22 protein-coding genes and 1 riboswitch are annotated in these 21,551 nt (G+C 39.1%); of the genes, 14 read left to right on the forward strand and 8 right to left on the reverse strand.

What is annotated here, in order from left to right; translation table 11 throughout:
- Positions 1–15: 15 nt before the first annotated feature.
- Positions 16–168, forward strand: a riboswitch (FMN riboswitch).
- A gap of 183 nt (positions 169–351) precedes the next feature.
- The 5 genes from ribE (at position 352) to M3196_RS14325 (ending at position 7,424) form a co-directional block, all read left to right on the forward strand.
- On the forward strand, positions 352–1,002 hold the full coding sequence (ribE, locus tag M3196_RS14305; protein ID WP_251322995.1) for a riboflavin synthase: 651 nt from the start codon (positions 352–354) through the stop codon (positions 1,000–1,002).
- An 11-nt stretch (positions 1,003–1,013) separates the two neighbouring features.
- Complete coding sequence (locus tag M3196_RS14310; protein WP_251322996.1) at positions 1,014–2,207, forward strand: bifunctional 3,4-dihydroxy-2-butanone-4-phosphate synthase/GTP cyclohydrolase II; 1,194 nt, start codon at positions 1,014–1,016, stop codon at positions 2,205–2,207.
- 17 nt (positions 2,208–2,224) lie between these two features.
- Entirely contained in the window at positions 2,225–2,692 is a 468-nt protein-coding gene (gene ribH / locus M3196_RS14315) for a 6,7-dimethyl-8-ribityllumazine synthase (RefSeq protein WP_251322997.1), read from the forward strand.
- A gap of 941 nt (positions 2,693–3,633) precedes the next feature.
- Entirely contained in the window at positions 3,634–5,391 is a 1,758-nt protein-coding gene (locus M3196_RS14320; protein ID WP_251322998.1) for an ABC transporter ATP-binding protein, read from the forward strand.
- A 2-nt stretch (positions 5,392–5,393) separates the two neighbouring features.
- Positions 5,394–7,424, forward strand: coding sequence for an ABC transporter ATP-binding protein (locus tag M3196_RS14325; RefSeq protein ID WP_251322999.1), 2,031 nt, complete (start codon positions 5,394–5,396; stop codon positions 7,422–7,424).
- Between the two features lie 223 nt (positions 7,425–7,647).
- Here the strand turns inward: M3196_RS14325 and M3196_RS14330 are convergent, their stop codons facing one another.
- Positions 7,648–7,800, reverse strand: coding sequence for a hypothetical protein (locus tag M3196_RS14330; RefSeq protein WP_165389501.1), 153 nt, complete (start codon positions 7,798–7,800; stop codon positions 7,648–7,650).
- A gap of 281 nt (positions 7,801–8,081) precedes the next feature.
- Between M3196_RS14330 and M3196_RS14335 the strand changes: the two genes are divergently transcribed.
- Positions 8,082–8,342: a methyl-accepting chemotaxis protein gene (locus M3196_RS14335; RefSeq protein ID WP_338082954.1), complete on the forward strand. Its 261-nt coding sequence runs from the start codon at positions 8,082–8,084 to the stop codon at positions 8,340–8,342.
- 190 nt (positions 8,343–8,532) lie between these two features.
- On the opposite strand, the gene M3196_RS14340 is transcribed toward M3196_RS14335, so the two are convergent.
- The 3 genes from M3196_RS14340 to M3196_RS14350 form a co-directional block, all read right to left on the reverse strand.
- A complete protein-coding gene (locus tag M3196_RS14340) occupies positions 8,533–8,868 on the reverse strand; it encodes a hypothetical protein (protein WP_251323000.1) in 336 nt (111 codons plus the stop codon).
- A gap of 82 nt (positions 8,869–8,950) precedes the next feature.
- Positions 8,951–9,472, reverse strand: a complete 522-nt coding sequence (locus M3196_RS14345; RefSeq protein ID WP_251323001.1) for a GDYXXLXY domain-containing protein — start codon at positions 9,470–9,472, stop codon at positions 8,951–8,953.
- Positions 9,469–10,704, reverse strand: a complete 1,236-nt coding sequence (locus tag M3196_RS14350) for a DUF2157 domain-containing protein (protein WP_251323002.1) — start codon at positions 10,702–10,704, stop codon at positions 9,469–9,471. Before M3196_RS14350 ends, M3196_RS14345 begins: the two co-directional genes overlap by 4 nt.
- A gap of 563 nt (positions 10,705–11,267) precedes the next feature.
- Here M3196_RS14350 and M3196_RS14355 point away from each other — a divergent pair.
- From M3196_RS14355 to M3196_RS14365, 3 genes are all read left to right on the forward strand, one after another.
- Positions 11,268–12,785, forward strand: a complete 1,518-nt coding sequence (locus tag M3196_RS14355) for an aldehyde dehydrogenase family protein (protein WP_251323003.1) — start codon at positions 11,268–11,270, stop codon at positions 12,783–12,785.
- Positions 12,786–12,962: 177 nt separating this feature from the next.
- Complete coding sequence (locus M3196_RS14360; protein ID WP_251323004.1) at positions 12,963–13,154, forward strand: alpha/beta-type small acid-soluble spore protein; 192 nt, start codon at positions 12,963–12,965, stop codon at positions 13,152–13,154.
- Between the two features lie 70 nt (positions 13,155–13,224).
- Positions 13,225–13,473 (forward strand): hypothetical protein, encoded by a 249-nt coding sequence (locus M3196_RS14365; protein ID WP_251323005.1) that lies wholly within the window; start codon positions 13,225–13,227, stop codon positions 13,471–13,473.
- 33 nt (positions 13,474–13,506) lie between these two features.
- Here the strand turns inward: M3196_RS14365 and M3196_RS14370 are convergent, their stop codons facing one another.
- From M3196_RS14370 to M3196_RS14385, 4 genes are all read right to left on the reverse strand, one after another.
- Positions 13,507–14,160 (reverse strand): amino acid ABC transporter permease, encoded by a 654-nt coding sequence (locus M3196_RS14370; protein ID WP_251323006.1) that lies wholly within the window; start codon positions 14,158–14,160, stop codon positions 13,507–13,509.
- The gene (locus tag M3196_RS14375) at positions 14,153–14,935 is read right to left on the reverse strand and encodes a transporter substrate-binding domain-containing protein (RefSeq protein ID WP_251323007.1); all 783 of its coding nucleotides are present in this window, start codon (positions 14,933–14,935) and stop codon (positions 14,153–14,155) included. The genes M3196_RS14370 and M3196_RS14375 overlap by 8 nt, the downstream gene beginning before the upstream one ends.
- Before the next feature lie 302 nt (positions 14,936–15,237).
- On the reverse strand, positions 15,238–16,335 hold the full coding sequence (locus M3196_RS14380; protein WP_251323008.1) for an ABC transporter ATP-binding protein: 1,098 nt from the start codon (positions 16,333–16,335) through the stop codon (positions 15,238–15,240).
- A gap of 139 nt (positions 16,336–16,474) precedes the next feature.
- The gene (locus M3196_RS14385; protein ID WP_251323009.1) at positions 16,475–17,356 is read right to left on the reverse strand and encodes a PucR family transcriptional regulator; all 882 of its coding nucleotides are present in this window, start codon (positions 17,354–17,356) and stop codon (positions 16,475–16,477) included.
- A gap of 130 nt (positions 17,357–17,486) precedes the next feature.
- Between M3196_RS14385 and M3196_RS14390 the strand changes: the two genes are divergently transcribed.
- The 5 genes from M3196_RS14390 (at position 17,487) to M3196_RS14410 (ending at position 21,462) form a co-directional block, all read left to right on the forward strand.
- Positions 17,487–18,095 carry a polysaccharide deacetylase family protein gene (locus M3196_RS14390; protein WP_338082950.1) on the forward strand — a complete coding sequence of 203 codons (609 nt, stop codon included), beginning with the start codon at positions 17,487–17,489 and terminating at the stop codon, positions 18,093–18,095.
- A gap of 25 nt (positions 18,096–18,120) precedes the next feature.
- Positions 18,121–18,819, forward strand: a complete 699-nt coding sequence (locus tag M3196_RS14395) for a diphthine--ammonia ligase (protein ID WP_251323011.1) — start codon at positions 18,121–18,123, stop codon at positions 18,817–18,819.
- Positions 18,820–18,904: 85 nt separating this feature from the next.
- Positions 18,905–20,041: a DUF445 domain-containing protein gene (locus M3196_RS14400; protein WP_251323012.1), complete on the forward strand. Its 1,137-nt coding sequence runs from the start codon at positions 18,905–18,907 to the stop codon at positions 20,039–20,041.
- A gap of 50 nt (positions 20,042–20,091) precedes the next feature.
- Positions 20,092–20,460, forward strand: a complete 369-nt coding sequence (locus tag M3196_RS14405; protein ID WP_251323013.1) for a YlbF family regulator — start codon at positions 20,092–20,094, stop codon at positions 20,458–20,460.
- Between the two features lie 153 nt (positions 20,461–20,613).
- Positions 20,614–21,462: a Cof-type HAD-IIB family hydrolase gene (locus M3196_RS14410; RefSeq protein ID WP_251323014.1), complete on the forward strand. Its 849-nt coding sequence runs from the start codon at positions 20,614–20,616 to the stop codon at positions 21,460–21,462.
- Positions 21,463–21,551: the final 89 nt, after the last annotated feature.

The raw sequence follows: 21,551 nt of genomic DNA on the forward strand, positions 1-21,551 counted from the left end.
TGAACATAAGTAAATAGTGTCCTTCGGGGTCGGGTGAAATTCCCAACCGGCGGTGATGAGGCTGATGAAATGCCTCTTAGTCCGTGACCCGGTTTTGTTTTGAGCAAAAACGGTGGATTCGGTGAAAGTCCGAAGCCGACAGTATAGTCTGGATGGGAGAAGGAACGTGAGCGCTTTTAAACGGCTGTTTAATTAAACAGTAATTTTAAAGGTTTATTTCGTTATAACTTTTAATGACAACCCCGGGAACTATTACGTTCTCGGGGTTTTTTTTTAACATGAAAACTCCCAGATTCATGCACATTTACGATTATCGAACGCAGCAAAAAATAAAAAATGGAGGTAGGGTATTTGTTCACAGGCATAATTGAAGAATTAGGAACAATCAAATCCATCAGCAAAGGGAACGAAACGATTGTACTTACGATATCTGCTGAAAAAGTGCTGCAGGATGTAAATCTTGGTGACAGTATTGCAGTAAATGGTGTTTGTCTAACCGTGACTTCATACAATCCGAACCATTTTACTGTGGATGTTATGCCAGAAACGTTTAGATCATCAACATTGAAACTTTTAAACAACCGTTCAACTGTCAATCTAGAACGGGCGATGGCTGCAGGCGGAAGGTTTGGCGGGCATTTTGTTTCAGGTCATGTAGACGGCACTGGGGAAATTATAGAAAAGCGTCCTGAAAAAAATGCGATCTACTATACCATTTCTCTGCCGGATCATCTCATGAGGTATTTCATGCTAAAAGGATCTGTATGTATAGATGGAACAAGTTTAACCATTTTTGATGTGACCAAAAATACGATAACGATTTCCTTAATTCCGCATACAGCAGAACACACAGTGTTAGGAAAAAAAGGACCTGGAGACCTTGTAAATATTGAGTGTGATATGCTTGCGAAATATGTATCTAGAATGCTGTCTCCAGAAAAAGAAGAAACGAAACAAAAGTCGAAGCTGTCTCTTGATTTCTTGCAAGAGCACGGATTTTAGGAGGAGAGTTCATGTTTCACTCCATAGAAGAAGCAGTAGCAGATTTAAAGGCTGGAAAAATTGTTATCGTAGTGGATGACGAAGATCGTGAAAATGAAGGGGATTTCGTTGCCCTGGCTGAAGGAATTACCGCTGAATCCATTAATTTTATGGTAACACATGGACGAGGCTTAGTTTGTACGCCGATCTCCGAAGAAATTGCGTTAAAGCTGGATTTATCTCCAATGGTAGCAGCGAATACAGATTCACATGGAACGGCTTTTACGATTAGTGTCGATCATATTTCAACCACAACAGGAATCTCAGCGCAAGAAAGGGCCGCCACTGTTCGTGAGCTTGTGAATAAAGATTCGGTTCCATCTGATTTTAAGCGTCCTGGCCATATTTTTCCGTTAATCGGAAAAAAAGGAGGAGTCTTAAGAAGAGCAGGTCATACAGAAGCAGCTATTGATCTGGCAAAAATGGCGGGCAGCAAATCCGCAGGAGTTATCTGTGAAATTATGAAAGAAGATGGAACGATGGCGAGAGTGCCTGAGCTTGTAGAATTGGCTAAACAGCACAATATGAAGCTGATCACGATCAAAGATCTGATCACGTACAGAAATAAGACGGAACAAATGGTCAAGCGGGAAGTCGAGATTAAGCTTCCCACTGAATATGGTGATTTTAAAGCAGTCGGTTTTTCAAATATATTAGATAACAAAGAGCATGTAGCACTTGTTAAAGGTGATATCCGTAATGGTGAGCCTGTCCTGGTACGGGTTCATTCTGAATGTTTGACAGGAGATGTGTTCGGTTCAAACCGCTGTGACTGCGGGCCTCAGCTGCATGCGGCACTTACTCAGATTGAAAAAGAAGGCCGCGGCGTTTTATTGTATATGAGACAAGAGGGAAGAGGCATCGGGCTTATTAATAAAATGAAGGCTTATAAGCTTCAAGAAGAGGGTCTTGATACAGTTGAAGCGAACGAGCAGCTCGGGTTTGCACCGGATTTGCGTGATTACGGAATCGGAGCTCAAATTTTAAAAGAACTTGGGATCGATAAAATGAAACTCCTAACAAATAACCCGCGAAAGATTGCCGGTTTAAAAGGCCATAATCTTGAAGTTACTGAACGTGTAGCACTTCAGATGCCTCACAACGAAAGTAATGAAGATTATTTGAAAACAAAGAAAAGCAAATTGGGGCACATGCTTCATTTCTAAAACAGGAGGAACCAAAGATGGCAAAATTGTTTGAAGGACATTTAATTGGATCAGGATTAAAAGTAGGAATCGTTGCAGGGCGTTTTAATGATTTTATTTCAGATAAATTAGTTTCCGGTGCACAGGACGCTTTCAAGAGACATGGCGTTTCAGAGGAAGATGTTGATATCGCATGGGTGCCAGGAGCATTTGAAATTCCATTAATCGCGAAAAAGATGGCAGACAGCGGGAACTATGATGCTGTAATCACATTGGGGGCAGTTATCCGCGGTTCTACACCACATTTTGATTATGTCTGTAATGAAGCTGCTAAGGGTGTTGCTCAAGCCGCTATGACTAGCGGTGTTCCTGTAATCTTTGGTGTTTTAACAGTAGATTCCATCGAGCAGGCGATTGAACGAGCAGGAACGAAGGCTGGAAATAAAGGTTGGGAAGCGGCTGTTTCTGCAATCGAAATGGCAAACTTAACGAGACAAATTGGATAAACTATTTGATAAAATGTCCTTCATATTATGTGAAGGACATTTTTATGGGAAAAATATAAACAAAAATATTTTAATTTTATAAAGGAATATCAAAGAAGAAGTCTAATATTAATAATTAGAACGTATGTTTCCTTTGGTCGAAACTTTATAAAACAATTTAATAAAAATGGACACACCATACAGCACTCCAAGTCATATAGTAAACAGCAAAATAAATTAAATGCATATCTAAATGGAATTGACATAGTTATTAGAATAGTGTTAAGATTACCAAAGTTGAAAACTACAAAATTTTGGAAAGGATGGTTGTGTCATGGTGAAAAAAATGATTGTTACTCAATTAATGGTCTGTATTGCAATGGGCAAAGACTCTACAACTTCATATCATGACCTGCCTGAAGAATTGTATTAGGATTCCTTTCTAATTTTTTCTGATCACTATACATATTCATACCACAGGTCACCCCAGTCGTGACGTGTGTTTTTTTCTGGTTTTTAAAGCATATCGCCTTCGAGTGGTATGCTTTTTTGTTTTTTCGTTTGCTCGAAGAGATCACTCTCTTATGCAATATATAAAAAGGCTCTTCTCTAAAAGATTGTTGCTTTCAGGTCATTTTTTTCATTCTCTTCATTGGCAAGTTGATTGGAGAGCAAGGTGCGAGACTCCTGCGGGAGAAGCGGGACAGGTGAGACTCCTAAGGGTGCAAAGCGCCAAGGAGGCTCACCGCACGCCCCGCGGAAAGCGAGCATCCTGGAGCGGAAATCAACCACTTTCAAGAGCAACAAAGTTTGCGAAAACAGCCTATAAAAAATCTGGAGGAAACGAAATGAAAAATGGAGTGTTATTTGTGTGGCTAGAACGCAAGGATCATACACTTTTTGGGTAGCTCGTTTAAACATATGTTTACATGCAGATTGCGAGATTGAGAGGAGAGAAAGTTATGTTTTCGGTTTTAGGCAAGTTAGCCTGGTTTTTTAAGAGGCATTGGATTCGGTATACAGTAGCGATCGTCCTGCTTACCGGTGTTGGAATTATTGAGATTATCCCTCCTAAACTAATCGGGAATACAATAGATTCCATTCATATGGGTACGATTACTAAAGACGATATGATGAAAACTCTTGGAATCTTTGTAGCAGTATTAATCTCGATGTATATTACGATGTACATCTGGATGTATCAGCTTTTTGGGGGCGCTTTTATTATTGAACGGACAATGCGTTCAAGTTTCATGCGTCACTTATTAAAAATGACTCCTACATTCTTTGAGAAAAATAGAACAGGAGATTTGATGGCTCGTGCGACGAACGACTTGAAGGCGATCTCAATGACAGCGGGATTCGGAATTTTAACACTCGTTGATTCAAGTTTGTTCATGCTTACAATTCTGTTTGTCATGGGTTTTATGATCAGCTGGAAATTGACGTTTGCGGCTCTTATTCCGCTGCCAGTCATTGCGTTCATCATTAAAAAATACGGTAAAAAAGTACATCAGCGTTTTACTGTTGCACAGGATGCATTCGGAGAAATGAACGATTCTGTTCTGGAAAGTATCCAAGGAGTCCGAGTAATCCGTGCCTATGTGCAGGAAGAAGCGGATGTAGAACGGTTCAATAAAGTAACGGAAGATGTTTTCGAAAAGAACCTGGCAGTTTCAAGAATCGATGCTCTTTTTGAACCAACGATTAAGATCCTTGTAGGGATGAGCTATTTAATTGGTTTAGGTTATGGAGCATACATGGTTTTTCATAATACGATAACACTCGGAGAGCTTGTAACATTTAACGTCTATCTAGGAATGCTGATCTGGCCGATGATCGCAGTAGGTGAATTAATTAATGTTATGGAAAGAGGCAGCGCGTCACTGGATCGAGTAAATGAAACGCTGGCGTACGAACCAGATGTTAAGAATGGCGAGGACCTTGTTCCTTTATCAGATCCAGGAACAATTAAATTTGAGGATGTCTCATTCAGATATCCTTCATCGGAAACCGATAATCTAAAAGATATTAATGTAACAATCAAAAAAGGAGAGACTCTCGGGATAGTAGGGCGTACCGGAAGCGGTAAAACAACATTGCTGAAGCAATTGCTGAGAGAATATCCGGTTGGAAAAGGGAAAATCAGCTTTTCTGGAATCGGAATAGAGGATATCGCACTTGAGGACCTGCAAGGTTGGATTGGATATGTTCCGCAGGATGCTATTTTATTTTCTAAAACCGTTCAAGAAAATATTTTGTTCGGAAATAGTTTAGCTGATACAGATAAGCTGAACCACGTTATGGAAATGGCCTCTTTTAAAAATGACGTTGAATATCTTCCTGAGGGTTTGAAAACCCTCGTTGGCGAGAAGGGTGTTGCGTTGTCAGGAGGACAGAAGCAGCGCGTTTCTATTGCTCGTGCGTTATGTGTTGATCCTGAAATTTTGATCTTAGATGATGCATTGTCTGCTGTTGATGCAAAAACAGAGACTGCTATTATCGGGAATATCCGTAAAGAACGTGCGGGTAAGACAACTTTTATTACGACTCACAGGTTATCTGCTGTTGAACATGCAGACTGGATCATCGTTATTGATGATGGAGAGATCGTGGATGAAGGCAGACATGAAGACTTGATTGCCAGAGATGGCTGGTACAAAGAGCAGCATGAACGCCAGCAGATCGAACAAAACTTAAATGATAATAAGGCGGTGTAGCCATGAACGTTGGGAAGCGCCTGTTTCAATACGCACTTCAATATAAAAAGAACTTCATCCTTGGTTTGCTCATGCTGACAGTCGCAATTGCGGCTGAGCTTACGGGGCCGTTTATCGCCAAAACTATGATAGACGATCATATCCTTGGAATCGAAAAGCCATGGTATCAGGTAAGTGAAGAAGAAAGAGCAGCAGTGAAGTATGATGGGAACTGGTATAAACGAAGTGATCATTTTGATCAGGGAGAAAATAAAGGAAAAGAGATTCGGGTTGTCCAGGTAAAGCGTGATTATTATATAATCGATCAGCCTGTTTCTATTAACGGTGAACGTTCAGCCAACAATGGAGAAGTGACGATTTCTTTTAAAGGGAAGTCTGAAACATACCCGGCAGATAAGCTGAATGTACGTGAAACATTTGCTTTTTATGAACCTGAAATAGCAGGAATCATGAAGCTTATGATGATTTATTTAGGATTACTTTTATTTGCATCATTTTTTCAGTACGGGCAGCGTTACATGCTGCAGCGCTCATCAAACTTGGTTATCAAAAAAATCCGTCAAGACGTTTTCGCTCACGTACAGCGAGTGGCGATCACGTATTTTGATAACCAGCCTGCAGGTAAAATCGTTTCTCGTATTACAAATGATACAGAAGCCATTAAAGAACTATTTATTAACGTACTGGCGAATTTCTTTACGGGAATTATCTATCTCACAGGTATTTTCACCGCATTATTCTTGCTAGATGTTAAGCTTGCAACGATCTGTTTGGTTCTCGTACCGATTTTAGTCGTTTGGATAAAGGTATATCGTAAGTTCGCATCAAAATATAATCACAAAATCCGTTCCACACTTAGTGACATTAACGGAATGATTAACGAATCTATAAACGGTATGACAATCATTCAAGCGTTTAAGAGACAAAGGGAAACGACTGAAGAATTTGAAACAATGAATAAGGAATACTTCACGTTTCAAAATAAATTGTTAAGCTTGAATGCGATGACAGGCCACAACCTTGTTCTATTCTTGAAAAACCTTGCTTTCATGGCTTTTATTTGGCACTTTGGAGGTCAGGCACTTGGTATAGGTTCAGTTATTTCAATCGGTGTTCTATATGCCTTTGTAGATTATTTAAACCGAATGTTCCACCCCGTTACAGGGATGGTTAACCAGCTTGCCCAACTCGAACAGGCGCTTGTTTCGGCTGAGAGAGTCTTTGTATTAATGGATGAGCCAGGACAGAAGGTTACAGAGAATGAGATCGAACGATATAAAGGTAATGTAGAGTTTAACGATATAACATTCAGTTATGTGGAAGGCGAACCAGTTCTAAAGAATATTTCTTTTGAGGCGAAGCAAGGCGAGACTGTTGCACTTGTGGGTCATACTGGTTCTGGAAAGAGTTCTATTATGAACTTGCTGTTCCGCTTCTATGACATCAAACAAGGGAAAATCATGATTGATGGTAGGGACATTATGGAACTGTCAAAACAAGAACTGCGGCAGCATATGGGTATTGTTCTACAAGATCCGTTCTTATTTACAGGTACGATTGCTTCCAATGTCAGTCTTGATAATCCAGAGATCTCTAGAGAGCAAGTGGAAAAAGCGCTAACTGATGTAGGTGCTATGCCTTTTATCAATAACCTTCCAAAAGGCTTGGATGAACCGGTTATAGAAAAGGGAAGCACACTTTCATCCGGACAGCGTCAGCTGATTTCGTTTGCAAGAGCATTGGCATATAATCCTGCAATTTTGATTCTGGATGAGGCAACAGCAAGCATCGACACAGAAACAGAAGCCGTTATTCAGGAGGCACTTGATGTATTGAAGCGGGGAAGAACGACGTTCATTATAGCTCACAGACTTTCAACTATTAAAAGTGCAGATCAGATTCTTGTTCTAGACCGCGGTGTAATAGTTGAACGAGGAAACCATGATGACCTGATGGGACAAAAGGGACGCTACTTCCAGATGTATCAGCTTCAGCAAGGGAAAACTGAAAAACGTGCTGAAAAAACAGCTTAATGGTGTAATTGTGAAAAATAGATGTATTTGAGCGCTGGTAGGGTGATTTTGAGTGAAACGGGATGGGTTTTGAGCGTAGCTCGAGCAGTTTGAGCGTAACTGGACGTATTCTGAGCGTAAAAAGCCATTCTTGAGCGAACGTGTAATAAATAAAAGAACACGTACCGTAAACAGCAAAAACGAGCTGATTCAACTTCGGTTGAGCCAGCTCGTTTTCTTGTATTTAACCTTCTTCTTTATTCTTTTCATCCATTTCATCGTTCTGTTCGCCGTCATCTACACCGTTATCCTGGTCAACACCATCACCGCAAGCAGTTAATCCACCTAAAGTCAGCATTGCTGCCAGCGTACCGGCTGCCCATCTCTTCTTCCACATGTGAATCACTCCTCGTTTCGTTTATTTGTAATCGTTATATTTGCTTACTTGAAGATACCCTTTCTGTTGTCGATAAAACATAGGAGCGACAAAATGTGATAAATGTCACATCGATTCGCTAAATATTGGAATACAGTAAATAAGTGATTATAAAGGAAGCTTGATGAACATCAACAGATGATTCATAAAGTAAAAGAACAATCTGAACAAATTTCTGCGGAGCTGATTAACTTAGAACAAGCTACCGTTAAAATCAATGATGTTGTTGATATCTAACTGCCATTGCTGAACAAACAAATCTTCTATCCTTAAATGCAGCAATTGAAGCAGCAAGAGCAGGAGAAGCAGGGAAGGGATTCTCGGTTGTAGCTCATGAAGTCCGTAAATTAGCGGATCAAACAAAAACATCAGTATCGGGTGTTTCAGATCTTGTGAAAAACACCCATAAAAGGATAGCAGCTGTTTCGGAGTCTGTTGACAGCATTCATCACTACATAAATGACAGTGTTTCTGAAGCTAATAGAGATCACGGATTTCTTTAATGTGATTTTATCTAAAATGGAAGAAGTACAGAACGGAGCGGGAAGCTTGAAAATGAAGTTGAAGTAATGGCTGAGGTAATCGAAGAACTTAGTCAAGCAGTAGATCAAATTGCTATTTCTGCAGATACCCTTTCAGCGTAACAAGAAGCTTGCAAGATTAAAAAGAGAGCTGATCCAATTGGATCAGCTCTTAGTTTTTATTTATAACATATTGAGCTCTACTTGTTTCAAAAGATACAATATCCGAATCAAGTCTAATGTCAGTTATGCCGTCAATTGGAATCTCATAAGTAATTGAAGGGAGTTCTACCTGTGTACCTTCTTCAGCTGCATAAGCTGTGCCGTGTAAAAACAATATATGGTCTCCCAAGTATTCGTCTTGAGCATCTCTTTGTTCGAATGTCGCTTCTTGCAATGAAATTCTTATTTGGTCAATATCACCTGTTTCTTCCTTGCGTATTGAAATCTGATTTCCGGACCATTCGTTAATTGCATCTTTTAGTTCAATTATTTTAGTATCAGACATTGTTTTCACCTCATTATCAATTTTCCCGTAAATAACAATCTTAAACCGAAGAAAAAAAGCCCCCTTAAGAAGAGGTTTTATTTTACCGAGGTTTTAATGATGTGATTTTATGTGACCCCCATGGGGAAACACTTACGAAAGCATCCATATCTCCTGCTTGCTGTTCCAATTCCGTCCCGGTATTTTCCTGAACATAATATCGTTCAATACCATAATCGATTTGTAGCTGATCTGATGTTTCACCCCAGATTCGCTCAGCTCTCCCTTTTAAGATGATTTGTTCATCTGAAACATCTGGTTTGTTTGGATAAACATTTTTAACTACATAATAACCTTCTTTGTTCTCAGATAAAACAACATAAACTGATCGATCGCCGCGCTCTAATAAACTAGCGTCACCTACCCATTTTGCAAGGGAGACCGTACTTATTTCAAAACGGAGAGTAACATAATCACCGTATAAAATTTCTCTAGGGTCGACGGGAGCAGTTTTGATTTTAATCTCTTTGCCAAAATAATCAATGCTGTAATAGCTACCCGCGATGAAAAGCAAAAATAGGACTTGAAGTATAACAACTATGATCCATCCTCTTTTTTTATTCATGATGCGTTTCCTCCGTTTCTCAGGATTCGCTTTTTCTTACGCTGAAGGAAAGCATTAAGAATAAACAGCAGAATTCCACCCAATAAGAAAAATACTGATTTAGGCATGAAATCCCATGCAAGGTTGAAGTACCCTATTAGGCATACCAGCAAGAATAAAACGATTCCAAAATTAATCTGAGACCGATTTTCATTCCGGTACCCTTCTGCCAGCATGAATCCAGAATAAACAAACATAACAACCAAATATAAAAGACCAACCATTAATGAATCTGCTGCATTTACTAAGTAGAAAAAAGGAACAAAAATAAGCAATTCCCATAAATACAAAAATCGATTTTCTTTTCTTTTTCCGATAATCGCAAGGCAAATGATAACCATTAATAATGGCAGATAGAGGGCAGCATTTGGAAGTTCAAATTCAGAAGTAAATTCATTAGTCAGTGTAAAATAAAACCCATAGGCAAAACCAAATCCAATAAGGGATCCAATCCTGTTAAACGATTGTTTAAATACTGGTTTTTCTACCCAAAGTCCTGCAGTATAAAGCGCGAACCCGAAAAGGAAGAACCAGAGCAGGTTCAGATCTTCAACAATAATAAACAGTAACACTTGAACACTTACACCTAGCGTGAAAAGCAAAGTTTCTTGCCTTCTTGGATATAAAAATACAAAACCTCCGACACTGATCAAAAAGAGAAGGAATAATAAATAACTAAAGCTATTGAATTCTCCCATATTGTACAATTGTCCGCCTATCGTTAAAACAATTAAAAGCAGGAAGAAAAGCTTGTGCCTGTCTCTGAACAAATAATAAACAGCAGGTAAACTCCAGAACACAAATAGCCTTGCATCTACAGCGGTTAAATGAAAGGTTTGCCCTAAAAGAATAATACTGGCACCAAATGTCACAATACCAAGCAGGTTAAGGGATGTACCTAATATTTCATTCCCTTTTTTGATAAACTTTTCACCAGCTAGATAGAAGCTGGCCATGATTACGATTAAAAGGGAAAGACGTACAAGAGGGGGGATTTCACCCCAGTTTGATGCGATAAACGATAAGATTCCGATAGCAATTAAGATGCTTGCTAATACAGGAAGAATTCCCGTAAATTTGTTTTGTTCTTTTGAATCTGAATAACGGGAAACAATTCGATCAAGCTGGTCAGATGTAATGATTTTTTCCTCAACCCATTTTTGTCCTTCGTGTCTCATCCATTTTTGATTCATCTTATTCCCACCTCAATTCAAGTATATGTATGTAAGATAGATTTCAGATTATTGGTTTATAATATTCTCTTTAAGTGTAATATTACACTGTTACATTTATGCTATCAAGAAACAAAACAGGTGTTTAATTCGAAATATATGTGGTCGATATAAAAAATTAGGAACAGCCGTTAGCAGGCAGTTCCTAAAGGTAATTTATTTTTTATCTTGAACATAATGGACAATTTTCAAAACTGACTTTCGCGGAAGGAAACGGACTAAGTTTGCTAAAGCTTTATTTTTAAACCCATTGCTCAGCTATTTCTTTGAGCTTCGTTTCGTTTCTTGCGTTTAGGACGAGGTGATATCCATCCTTGGCAAAGAGTGATGCGAACTCTAAACTAATTGCTTGAGGCACCGGTAATTAAAACTGTTTTATTCATAAAGGTTATACCCCGTTTCTTTTATGTTTATAGGTTTAAGAATATCGACATATTATCAATTCGAAAAAATAAATAAACATTAAAGCGTAAAAAAGGTATGATGAAAGATGTATGAATGTTTTGACAAAGGAGGTGCGCCACATGAAAAATGTATTAATAGCAAAACATCCTGCAACCGGCGAAACAATTGACCAGTGGCTTGAAACTGAAATTCAGCATGTACCTGAAATGTATGAAAAAGCGTCGGCAGCATTCAAGTTTTGGTCCAGCCGCTCATTAGAAACCAGGCTTACATTTATAAAGAAAATGAAGCAATATTTGCTTGATAATATGGATGAAATCGTTGAAGAAATATGTTCGGCAACGGGTAAAGTAAGGACAGAAGCATTAACCGCAGATCTTATGCCAGTTATAGATATTCTGCAGCACTATGAAAAGCGCGCACCAAAAGTATTAAAGCGCAAAAGAATTTCTACACCGCTTCTTTTTGTAGGAAAGTCATCGTATGTTGATTATTTTCCTTTAGGAACGGTTTTAATCATTTCACCATGGAACTACCCATTTCAACTTTCCATGACACCTGTTATTTCAGCTTTAATTGCAGGTAACTCAGTAATATTAAAGCCATCTGAGGTCACACCAACTATAGGTTTATTGATTGAAAAAATTGCAAGAGAGATCAATCTGCCGAAAAATGTAATTCAAGTAGCACATGGAGGTAAAGAGTTAGGTCAGGAGCTTGTCTCTGGAACACCAGACGGTATTTTTTTCACAGGCTCAGTTGAAACGGGCCGAAAAATTGGTATAGAAGCAAGCAAAAGATTCATTCCATATACGTTGGAGCTCGGCGGTAAAGACCCGATGATCGTGTTTGAAGATGCTCCATTAAAACGAGCTGTTCATGGTGCTGTATGGGGTGCATTTACCAATGCCGGCCAAGTCTGTATGTCGGTTGAACGTGTTTATGTACAAAGCTCAGTTCATGGAGAATTTATAGACCGCCTTGTGGAGGAAACGAAAAAGCTGAAGATAGGAGAGGACGTTGGTTCTTTAACTTTTCAACAGCAAAAAGAGATTATAAAAGATCATGTTTTAGATGCAATCGATAAAGGGGCATTATTACTGACAGGTAAACACCCTGATAAGTGGGGAGAAAGCATGTATATTGAGCCGATGATCTTAACAAATATCACGGAAGACATGAAGATTGTCAGGGAAGAAACTTTTGGTCCTGTAATGCCTGTCATTGCTTTTACTACAGAGGAAGAAGCGATTCAAAAAGCGAATAGTACTGAATTCGGCTTAAATGCAAGTGTTTGGACGAAAGACAGCACAAAAGCGAACCGTGTTACGTCAAGACTTGTGACGGGCAACGCCGTGATTAATGATGTTCTTATTTCGGTCGCAAATCCTCATCTGCCTTTTGGGGGTGTAAAAAGCAGCGGCACCGGCAGATATCATGGTGATGAAGGGCTGTATACATTCAGCCGTCAAATGTCCGTTATGAAAGATCCTGGAATAAAGCAAAAAGAGATTAACTGGTATCCTTATCAGAATAAATATAAAAAAGTACGGACCCTTATACGAGCTTATTTTTCAAATAACAAACAAAAGGCGGCGCTTCTACGTTCATTTTACAAACAGCTGCTAAAAAAATAAAAGCGATTCAGCAGATGCTGAGTCGCTTCTTTCTTTATAGAATGCACTCTTTTTCAATGCAAATAATGATTAAGAAAAACGTAAATGGTATGGGAAGTACACTATAAATTGCCAGGTTTAAAAGCGCATACAGAAATTGTGATGTATACACAATATGTATCAAGGAGGTGAAACAACATGGCAAGACGTAACAAATTAGTGGTACCTGGTGCACAACAGGCTATCGATCAAATGAAGAATGAAATTGCATCTGAGTTCGGTGTAACACTTGGACCAGATACAACAGCACGTGCTAACGGTTCAGTAGGTGGGGAAATTACGAAACGTTTAGTAGCGATGGCACAACAACAATTAGGCGGATCACGCTAACTCTTATAAAAACATGGCTGTAAAGGGGTGGAGTAATCCACTCCTTTTTATGAAGGAGTGTAATTTATTTATGGCAATGTGTCCAATTTGCAACAACTTTCAAACGATAAATGTCCGATGTCCGGAATGCGGCCGGGCTATTCAAGACCAAGGGAAAGTAAGTGATTTTTTTGATGATTATAGCCCTTATATGGAAGTAGACGAACTTAAATTAGAGGATGGCTATCCGACAGACTTCAAAGACAGTCAATGTCCGCATGTCTTTTATTGCGATGCATGCGATCAAGAAGTTCTTTTCTTTATTGGAGAGTGGCAATAAAAAACTTCATATCCTAATACAAGGACATGAAGTTTATTGGCTTATTCTGATGCGCCGTTCGAGAACGACTCTTAGGCCATCCAGTAGAGAGGTTAAAATCCAATAGATGACTGCAGCTTCTAATAATACTGGCAATACGATCAGCTGAGAAGCGCTGATCTGGTCAGCCATTAGTGTCAATTCCGGTACCGTAATAACAGAAGCAAGAGAGGAAGCTTTAACGATATCGATTAATGAATTCCAGACAGAAGGGATAGAGATTCTCCATGCTTGAGGTAAAATAACCTCTTTATAAGTCAAATATCTGTTCATCCCCAGTGAAAAAGCGGCTTCCCATTGTCCTTTTTCTATAGATTGAATGGCTCCACGGTATGATTCCGCGATATAGGCGCTGAAATGCAGGATCAAACCAGCCAGAGCAGCTTGCCATCCCTCAGGTACATATATGAATGTAAAGCCATTATATAGAATCAGTAATTGAATTAATAATGGTGTTCCTCTGAAAAAAGAAATATATCCTTTAGCAAACCCCGCAAGAATTTTGCTTGATGACATCCGGCATAATGCAATAACCAGTCCGAAAATAAGTGCTCCAAGGATTGAAAATAGGCTGATTAAAATAGTAAAAACAGCTCCCTCCAGCAAATAGGGGAGGGAGTTGACCAGAATTTCTGAAAGGTTATTCACTTACATCTTCTCCAAAATACTTTTCGGAGATCTTTGTTAAAGTTCCGTCTTCCTTCATTTCCTCAAGAGCTTTATTCACTTTATCAACAAGTTCTTTATCATCTTTTCGGAATGCGAATGCCATTTCATTCTTGTTAAAAGGTTCACCTACAGGTTTAACGTTATAATCCGTTTTCTTTAATTCCGTTAAAATGAATAACTGGTCGTTCATTGCAGCGTCTACACGATTAACATCAAGATCTGTTAGAACTTGTGCGATACCTTTGTAAAACTTTGTTTTTGCTCCAGCTTTTTCAGCTTCTGCTGCATAGTTGCTTCCTTGTGTAGTACCAACAACTTTTCCTTTTAGGTCTTCGATTCCTTTAATATCTGTATTGTCTTTATTGACGATTATCTGTCCGCCTGAAACTGTATATGGAGTTGAGAATACATATTTTTGTTTTCTTTCATCCGTAACAGTTACTTGGTTTGCTACAAGATCAAATCTTTTTGAATCAAGTGAAGTAAACATGTTCTTCCACTCAGTAGCTACAAATTTAGGTTCCATATCAAGTCGTTTTGCTACTTCTTTTGCTACGTCAACGTCATAGCCGGTAATATCATTCGTCTTTTTATCTCGGTATGAGAACGGTGGATATGTAGCTTCTGTACCGATCGTTAATACGTTTTCTTCTTTATCGGAACCAGTGTCTTTTGATTTGTCAGACGTTCCGCAAGCTGATAAAAGAACAGCTGAAAGGGTAAGTGCCAACAGAGATTTAAGTGTATTTTTCAAATGAAGTCCTCCTAGCCGGGGTAATCCCGACAAATTTTATAGAATTAATTGTATAAAGCGGTTTCTGTTTCGTCAATCATTTAACATTTTCCCCGAGTAAAAAAAAAATAACAGGGAATTTGTTCTATTTCTTTACGGGGTATACATAATCACATAAAAATTAAGGACAATCACATAAAAATGTACAATCATCACATAAAAACAAGACCTCATCACATATGTTCCTATTTTATGGATGTTATGGGTCTCATACAACAAAAAAGCCCTGCTTCAAATTAGCAGGACTCGTATAAAAAGGTATATTAACGAATACGAAGTTCAGTTTCTTTGTCAAAGAAGTGTGCTTTGTTCATATCAAACGCAAGGGAGATACTTTGTCCGTTGCGGATGTCTGTACGTGAGTCAACACGTGCGATGAAATCTTGTCCGCTTACTGTAGAGTAAAGGAACGTTTCAGCTCCCATTAATTCAGCAACGTCAATCTTCGCATCGATCTTTGTGTTAGAAGAAGACTCTAAGAACAAAGGCTCATCATGAATGTCTTCAGGACGAATACCAAGTACGATTTCTTTCCCTGTATAACCTTTGTCCTGAAGGATTTTCATCTTTCCGCCAGGAACTGCGATCTTAGTGTCGCCAATTTTAAAGAAGCCATCTTCTAAAGTACCGTTCAAGAAATTCATTGCCGGGCTTCCGATAAATCCGCCAACGAAGATATTTTCTGGTGTGTCATAAACTTCTTTTGGAGATCCAACTTGCTGGATGCGTCCGTCTTTCATAACAACGATACGAGTCGCCATTGTCATTGCTTCTGTTTGGTCATGCGTTACATAAATCGTAGTTGTTTGCAGACGCTGGTGAAGCTTTGTGATTTCTGCACGCATTTGAACACGAAGTTTTGCATCCAAGTTAGATAAAGGCTCATCCATTAAGAATACTTTTGCGTCACGAACAATTGCTCGTCCTAGTGCAACACGCTGACGCTGACCGCCTGAAAGAGCTTTGGGTTTACGGTCTAAGTATTGCTCAAGACCAAGAATACGAGCAGCTTCTTTAACACGCTTGTCGATTTCATCTTTGCTGAATTTACGAAGCTTTAATCCGAACGCCATGTTGTCATAAACGTTCATGTGAGGATAAAGCGCATAGTTTTGGAATACCATCGCGATGTCACGGTCTTTTGGAGCAACATCGTTAACAACGCGCTCATCGATTACTAGTTCACCTTCCGAAATCTCTTCAAGACCAGCGATCATACGAAGTGTTGTTGATTTACCGCAGCCTGATGGACCTACGAATACGATGAACTCTTTATCAGAGATATCAAGGTTGAAGTCATGTACAGCTGTTACTTTGTTATCATATCGTTTAACGATGTTATTTAACTTAATTTCTGCCATTTTAATAATCCCCTTCCGATGTAAACGTTTTCTTGATGTTTTAAGTTTACGCTTTCATAATGATGGCGTAAATGGACGACATGCCCAAAATAAAAAGGTCGCTTTATGCAAGGTGCACAAAGAGACCATTCTAGAAGGTTCATTTCTGTTCGAGAGACAGGATAGCCATATAAACGGCAAGCGCATTTTTAAACTGCTTCACATCGATTCCTGTCTTATCAAAAAACTTGTCTACTCTGTATTGCAGGCTGTTGCGGTGAATATATAATTTCTTAGCTGCAAGTGAGATATTCATATTGCATTCTACAAAAACTTTAATCGTGTTTATAGTTTCTTTGTCATCTTCCAGCCATTCAGCAAGCATGTCCGTTAATGTTTCTTTTGTTTCGGTACTCGCTTCATGAAGCAGTATAGACGGTAATATGTCTGAAATCGTATAGATCGATCTTGGGGGTAAACTGCCTTTGACCGTTAAGAAATTATTTCTTTCATGTTCATAGATTTGTTTTGCTTTATTTTGATCGTAATTGAATAAGCCGATATACACGGACAGATCGATGTAAAAATCGGTAGAAAGCATATCTTTTAAAGCTTCATACGGTGTGTCATTATAGTCTTGTTTTGAGGTTTCAATAATCACACCGCTCTTGCTTTCTTCATTAAATAATAGAACAGCTTCCTCAGGGAAAAGTCCGTTAACCGCTTCTGTAAATGCCGTGTGATCGGTAATGGGCTGTTTACTGAAGAAATGAATAAAGCGGTAAAAACTTTGTTCGTTTATTGTGTGTTCACCTGAAAGGATTTTCTTCCATTTAATTTGTGATGAGTTGTATGTAAGGGATGTTTCAATCTCATATTTATCAAACATAGAGTGCAGCAGCTGAACTTCTGATTCGGCAAGAACAGATCGTTTGATGCCAAACGGTTCACCATCCGTTGTGATAAACCAGAGGTATCCTGTTTGCTGTGAAAGGTCGGTTGTAATAGATTTTTTGTAGTGCATCTTTAATTTATTGAGCATCCTATTTCATATCCTTTCAAGGAAAAGCTTGTTATTATTATAGCAATGTTGCGCTATATACTAAACGGGTTTCATAGAGCAGGAGGAGATAACGGTGAGAAAGTGTCCATGAATCACATCATCAACGGTCGTGTACGACTGGTCAAATAAAGAAATCTGGACAAATAAACAAAATTGGAACAAGCAAACTTCGAAGTCTCTAATTCTGACCTTTGATGATGGACCTTCTTCGGTGCTGGTCCCGATCTTGGATATTTTAAAAAAGCATGAAGTTAAAGCGATGTTCTTTTGGCAGTCAAGACTCCTCCATAAACACCGGCCATGGAAGCGTGTAATAGATGAAGGTCATATTATAGGAGGCCACTCGCTCCGTCATAGAGATTTAACTAGGCTTACCCGGGAAGAGCAGTTTCACGATATCTGGACGAATAAGAAGCAAATTGAAAATTTAACTGGGCAGAAAATGAAATACTTCCGTCCGCCTTATGGCCAGTTTAATGAGGATACCCTTGAGGTACTGAAGGAATTAAAGCTTATACCATTCTTATGGGAAGTTGCAGGACTAGATTGGGAGCATAAGAAAAGTGCAGTGCATATCGTTTATAACATAATCAATCATTCAAAAGATGGATCGATCATTTTGCTTCATGAATTGAAGCAGACAGCGGAAATCCTAGATGAACTTTTATTAGAACTGAAAGCAGAAGATTTTTCGTTCGATCTGCCGCCTTTTAATTGATAAAGTTAAGATACTGGAGGAGAGTATGAAGAAAAGGATTGTAGTATCGTTCAGCGGGGGAAAAGATTCTGTTCTGGCCTTACATAGATTGCAAGAATCAGGAGATTGGGAAATTGATTCTTTGCTGACGACTTTAACCGAAGGCTATAACAGAACAACGATGCATGGGGTGCGAAATAATCTGCTGGAACTGCAGGCGAAATCACTCGGTATACCGCTTCGGAAAGTTTGGATTCCGCGTGATTGTCCGAATGAAGTCTACCAGCAGCGAATGAAACAAGCGGTAAATGGAATAGTCTCGGATGGCATCCCATACATCATGTTTGGCGATATCTTTTTACAAGATATTAAATCCTACAGAGAAAAGATGCTTGAAGGTACTGGCTTAACACCTATTTTTCCTATATGGGGAGAAGATTCAAAACAAGTGATGAAAGAATTTTTGGAGAAAGATTTTAAGACTGTTGTCTGCTGTATTGATATTTCTGTAATAGATAAGTCTTTTGCAGGCAGAATAATGGATCAGCAATTTTTAAATGATTATCCTGATGGACAGGATATTTGCGGTGAGAATGGAGAGTTTCATACCTATGTTTTTGATGGTCCAAACTTTTCTTTTCCGATTAAGTTTAAATTTGGTGAAACCAGATTAGCCAAAGATATGTATACAAATATGGACCGTTTCTATTATGTTGACATCTTACCTGATGGCAATGAAATGTAATTACGTCTTAGGTCCAAATTGCTTGTAACTTTCAAAATGGCTTATACTAATTAAATAGAATAAGCAGTAATGGAGAGAAACAAATATGAATATGTGGCTTACATTGACAATCATGGTCGTTGTCGGAGCGTTTATTGGAGGTTTGACGAACTCCATCGCGATCCGTATGTTATTCAGGCCCTTTAACACGTTATATATAGGAAAATTCCGAGTGCCTTTTACACCAGGACTTATTCCGAAGCGAAGGCATCAACTGGCTGTACAGCTTGGGGAAACGGTAACAAATCATCTTTTAACTGCAGAGGGTGTTCAGGCGAAAATCAACGATACCGGCTTTCAATCTGAGATGACTGAACTCGTCCAAGGTGAGGTTAAACGCTTTTTACAAAGTGACATTACATTAAAAGAGCTATTAAAAAAAGACTTTGGCGTTGATGATGTTCAAAATCGCATCCAAACTACTACCGAAACCTGGCTTGCAAACAGAATGAAACGAATGCTTGAGGAATCGAACAGCAAAGAAATGAAAGATGTTCTGCCAGAAAAATTTGTAGCCGCAGGTGAAGAGAAGCTGCCGGAAGTAGTAGACTGGCTATTAAACAGAGGAGTGCTCTATTTAGAGAGCACGGAAGGCAGAAAAGCTTTAGCAAGCGGAATAGATGCTTTTCTGATGGACAAAGGAATGCTCGTTAATATGGTATCTATGTTTTTTGGAAATGTAAGTATCGCTGAAAAGGTACAGCCAGAACTCATTAAATTCCTAAAACACGAAAATACCCGTGAAACGCTGCTTAAACTTCTTCAGCAAGAGTACCGTGGTTTTATGGAAAAAAGAATGGGAGAAGCTGTTGCCCTGTTGAACATGCCGGATATTACTGCAGGACTGGCAAAAGAAGTCACGCAAAGACTGCCGATCGAAGAATATTTAAACACACCAGTAAATACTCTTTCTGAAACTTTTGAAAACTGGCTCATTGATGAGCTTACACCAAAAGCAGTAGCAGCTGGATTAGATTTATTTGTGGCAAGACTTGACGTCCTTCTTGAAAAGATGCACTTGGCCAAAATCGTGGAAGAACAAGTTGAAACATTCTCACTTGAGCGTTTAGAGGAAATCATCATATCGATCGCAAAAAGCGAGCTTAAAATGATCACGTGGCTCGGAGCCCTTTTAGGGGGAATTATTGGCCTGTTTCAGGGTATCCTTGTACTATTTTTGTAGAGTCTGTTATAGTGGGTACCGTACTTTAATTCATGGGAGGTATTTTACCAATGGCAAACGTATATGATGTTGCTTACGATCTAGAAAAAGCACTAAGAAACAGCGAGGACTTCCAAGCTTTAAAAAATAGCTATGATGAAGTTAATAATAATCCGGAAACAAAAGAACTTTTTGGGAAATTCCGTGATATTCAAGTTAATCTTCAGCAAAAACAAATGAACGGTCAAGAAGTAACTCAGGAAGAGATTGAAGAAGCTCAAAAGCTATTTGCTGACGTTCAGCAAAATGAAACAATCTCAAAGCTAATGGCAGCAGAACAGCGCATGAGCATGATCATCAACGATCTAAACAAAGTGATCACAAAGCCCCTTGAAGAGCTTTATGGACCAATGGTTGAAGAAGAAGGCCAACAACAATAATAGTAAATCAACTAAACCCCTGTTTCTAACCGAACAGGGGTTTTTCTTATGGAGCAAGAATTCCTAGGCTTGTCAGCGTTCTAAAGCATGTTTAAAGGTCATAGACTTAACTCGAGTCCTTATACTTTATTTTCGCGAAATGGGGGGAGCAACATGGTATACCGTTTACTGGCGATTGACATCGACGGAACCCTACTGCGAAGCAATTTCCGCATCGATAGAGAAACGAAAGAAGCCATTGATTATGTGCAGCAAAAAGGGGTATATGTCACACTCGCTTCGGGAAGGAGCTTTCCATCTACACAAAAGATTGCAAAGGCACTAAAGATCAACAATTATCTCATCAGCCATAATGGCGGTTTCATTGCTTCATCTCTTGATGAACCGCTTCATGAAAACCGGCTGTCAGTGGAGGATACCTACAGAATTGTAGATGTACTCGAGAACTACGAATGTCACATGAGAGTCGTTCATGAGCGCTTCTCAGTAGGTAATCAGCTTAAGCAAAAAAGCCAGCTTGTAGCAAAGTTGACGTTAAGTACGGGCGATCCATTGTTTTATCCTGTTTCCTTTACGGAGAATCTCGGAGATTATGTATTATCTCAGGAAGTTTCACCGCCGAAAATGGATGTACAGTTTTTTGATGAAAAAGAATGCGAGTCTGCTATGAAGTATTTGAAGGAGCATATGCCAGATTTCGAGTATTCTTCCTCAACAAAGTGCCAGCTGGAGATAACCGCTAAAAAAGTAACAAAAGGGAATGCACTCCGGTTCTTAGGGGAAAAGCTTGGAATTGCTCCAAATGAAATGGTGGCAATCGGCGATTCGTACAATGATATGGATATGATCGAATTTGCCGGGTTAGGTGTGGCCATGGCGCACGCACCTGATGAGGTAAAGAAGAAGGCGAAGTGGATCACAAGAACGAATGATCAGCTTGGCGTTCCTTACATGGTAAAAGAGGTATTCCGAAAGCAAATGCGCTTCCAGACAATGAAATAATGTTAGATGAGGGCTCTTTCTGGATTTATATTGTCCCAGGAAGAGTTTTTTTGTTGTGAAAATAGCGGTTCACGGGAGTATGGGAAGGA

Origin of the sequence: Fictibacillus nanhaiensis (assembly GCF_023715445.1) — a bacterium.
In the GTDB taxonomy this organism is placed as follows: domain Bacteria; phylum Bacillota; class Bacilli; order Bacillales; family Fictibacillaceae; genus Fictibacillus; species Fictibacillus nanhaiensis_D.

What these genes read in the sequence shown, in the direction of transcription:
- ribH (WP_251322997.1), top strand. Translation starts at nt 2,225, where the DNA reads ATGGCAAAATTGTTTGAAGGACATTTAATTGGATCAGGATTAAAAGTA.
- M3196_RS14350 (WP_251323002.1), bottom strand. Translation starts at nt 10,704, where the DNA reads ATGAATCAAAAATGGATGAGACACGAAGGACAAAAATGGGTTGAGGAA.
- M3196_RS14360 (WP_251323004.1), top strand. Translation starts at nt 12,963, where the DNA reads ATGGCAAGACGTAACAAATTAGTGGTACCTGGTGCACAACAGGCTATC.
- M3196_RS14320 (WP_251322998.1), top strand. Translation starts at nt 3,634, where the DNA reads ATGTTTTCGGTTTTAGGCAAGTTAGCCTGGTTTTTTAAGAGGCATTGG.
- M3196_RS14400 (WP_251323012.1), top strand. Translation starts at nt 18,905, where the DNA reads ATGAATATGTGGCTTACATTGACAATCATGGTCGTTGTCGGAGCGTTT.
- M3196_RS14385 (WP_251323009.1), bottom strand. Translation starts at nt 17,356, where the DNA reads ATGCTCAATAAATTAAAGATGCACTACAAAAAATCTATTACAACCGAC.
- M3196_RS14410 (WP_251323014.1), top strand. Translation starts at nt 20,614, where the DNA reads ATGGTATACCGTTTACTGGCGATTGACATCGACGGAACCCTACTGCGA.
- M3196_RS14325 (WP_251322999.1), top strand. Translation starts at nt 5,394, where the DNA reads ATGAACGTTGGGAAGCGCCTGTTTCAATACGCACTTCAATATAAAAAG.
- M3196_RS14355 (WP_251323003.1), top strand. Translation starts at nt 11,268, where the DNA reads ATGAAAAATGTATTAATAGCAAAACATCCTGCAACCGGCGAAACAATT.
- M3196_RS14405 (WP_251323013.1), top strand. Translation starts at nt 20,092, where the DNA reads ATGGCAAACGTATATGATGTTGCTTACGATCTAGAAAAAGCACTAAGA.
- M3196_RS14345 (WP_251323001.1), bottom strand. Translation starts at nt 9,472, where the DNA reads ATGAATAAAAAAAGAGGATGGATCATAGTTGTTATACTTCAAGTCCTA.
- M3196_RS14395 (WP_251323011.1), top strand. Translation starts at nt 18,121, where the DNA reads ATGAAGAAAAGGATTGTAGTATCGTTCAGCGGGGGAAAAGATTCTGTT.
- M3196_RS14380 (WP_251323008.1), bottom strand. Translation starts at nt 16,335, where the DNA reads ATGGCAGAAATTAAGTTAAATAACATCGTTAAACGATATGATAACAAA.
- M3196_RS14330 (WP_165389501.1), bottom strand. Translation starts at nt 7,800, where the DNA reads ATGTGGAAGAAGAGATGGGCAGCCGGTACGCTGGCAGCAATGCTGACT.
- M3196_RS14310 (WP_251322996.1), top strand. Translation starts at nt 1,014, where the DNA reads ATGTTTCACTCCATAGAAGAAGCAGTAGCAGATTTAAAGGCTGGAAAA.
- M3196_RS14340 (WP_251323000.1), bottom strand. Translation starts at nt 8,868, where the DNA reads ATGTCTGATACTAAAATAATTGAACTAAAAGATGCAATTAACGAATGG.
- M3196_RS14365 (WP_251323005.1), top strand. Translation starts at nt 13,225, where the DNA reads ATGGCAATGTGTCCAATTTGCAACAACTTTCAAACGATAAATGTCCGA.